Source organism: Haloarcula argentinensis DSM 12282 (assembly GCA_000336895.1).
In the GTDB taxonomy this organism is placed as follows: Archaea; Halobacteriota; Halobacteria; order Halobacteriales; family Haloarculaceae; genus Haloarcula; species Haloarcula argentinensis.
In genome coordinates this window covers 1-1,801 of record AOLX01000033.1, presented here as the reverse complement: position 1 = coordinate 1,801, position 1,801 = coordinate 1, and the positions used below count along the sequence as shown (strand labels likewise).

General features: G+C 58.6%; 1 tRNA gene and 2 rRNA genes. All 3 read left to right on the top strand.

Going from position 1 to position 1,801, the window contains the following annotated elements:
• A 16S ribosomal RNA gene (locus C443_RS20500) occupies positions 1–969 on the top strand; the annotation flags it as partial.
• Between the two features lie 105 nt (positions 970–1,074).
• Positions 1,075–1,146, top strand: a tRNA-Ala gene (locus tag C443_RS20495).
• A 198-nt stretch (positions 1,147–1,344) separates the two neighbouring features.
• Positions 1,345–1,801: ribosomal RNA gene (locus C443_RS21950) — 23S ribosomal RNA — on the top strand; the annotation flags it as partial.

Here is a 1,801-nt window from a genome sequence, read left to right as displayed (position 1 = left end):
AAGGACTGGGCAAGACCGGTGCCAGCCGCCGCGGTAATACCGGCAGTCCAAGTGATGGCCGATATTATTGGGCCTAAAGCGTCCGTAGCCGGCCGGACAAGTCCGTTGGGAAATCGACGCGCTCAACGCGTCGGCGTCCAGCGGAAACTGTCCGGCTTGGGGCCGGAAGACCTGAGGGGTACGTCCGGGGTAGGAGTGAAATCCTGTAATCCTGGACGGACCACCAATGGGGAAACCACCTCAGGAAGACGGACCCGACGGTGAGGGACGAAAGCTAGGGTCTCGAACCGGATTAGATACCCGGGTAGTCCTAGCTGTAAACGATGCTCGCTAGGTGTGCCGTAGGCTATGAGCCTGCGCTGCGCCCTAGGGAAGCCGAGAAGCGAGCCGCCTGGGAAGTACGTCTGCAAGGATGAAACTTAAAGGAATTGGCGGGGGAGCACCACAACCGGAGGAGCCTGCGGTTTAATTGGACTCAACGCCGGACATCTCACCNCTTTACTCGACGCTACTGAGAGGAGGTGCATGGCCGCCGTCAGCTCGTACCGTGAGGCGTCCTGTTAAGTCAGGCAACGAGCGAGACCCGCACTTCTAGTTGCCAGCAATACCCTTGAGGTAGTTGGGTACACTAGGAGGACTGCCGCTGCTAAAGCGGAGGAAGGAACGGGCAACGGTAGGTCAGTATGCCCCGAATGGACCGGGCAACACGCGGGCTACAATGGCTCTGACAGTGGGATGCAACGCCGAGAGGCGGAGCTAATCTCCAAACGGAGTCGTAGTTCGGATTGCGGGCTGAAACCCGCCCGCATGAAGCTGGATTCGGTAGTAATCGCGTGTCAGAAGCGCGCGGTGAATACGTCNAGTGGGGTCCGGATGAGGCCGTCATGCGACGGTCGAATCTGGGCTCCGCAAGGGGGCTTAAGTCGTAACAAGGTAGCCGTAGAGGAATCTGTGGCTGGATCACCTCCTACTGATCGGGATTGGGGCTCTGCCCCAACCCACCTTTCGGTGTTCGAGAACTCCGTCGACCGGGCACCTATGAACTATCAGGGCTAACAACCGTGCGGATCTGCCGGGCCCATAGCTCAGCGGGAGAGCGCCGCCTTTGCAAGGCGGAGGCCCTGGGTTCAAATCCCAGTGGGTCCATACGACGTGCCAGCCCCGAACCGTTCCCCTTAAGTGCGGGACGGCGATGGGATATGGTACGACGACAGATGCACCAGGCCGGGTGAAACCGAGCCTGGGAAGGGTCGATTCGCCCACCATCTCCACCTTGGGGGCGAATATGAAACCGTGTGTACGTGCGATCCAGGCGTCCACTGGACTCNGTTGAACGAGTCACAACGACGTTGGCTACTATGCCAGCTGGTGGATTGCTCGGCTCAGGCGCTGATGAAGGACGTGCCAAGCTGCGATAAGCTGTGGGGAGCCGCACGGAGGCGAAGAACCACAGATTTCCGAATGAGAATCTCTCTAACAATTGCTTCGCGCAATGAGGAACCCCGAGAACTGAAACATCTCAGTATCGGGAGGAACAGAAAACGCAACGTGATGTCGTTAGTAACCGCGAGTGAACGCGATACAGCCCAAACCGAAGCCCTCACGGGCAATGTGGTGTCAGGGCTACCTCTCATCGTCCGACCATCTCGACGAAGTCTCTTGGAATAGAGCGTGACACAGGGTGACAACCCCGTACTTGAGATCAGTACGACGTGCGGTAGTGCCAGAGTAGCGGGGGTTGGATATCCCTCGCGAATAACGCAGGCATCGACTGCGAAGGCTAAACACAACCTGAGACCGA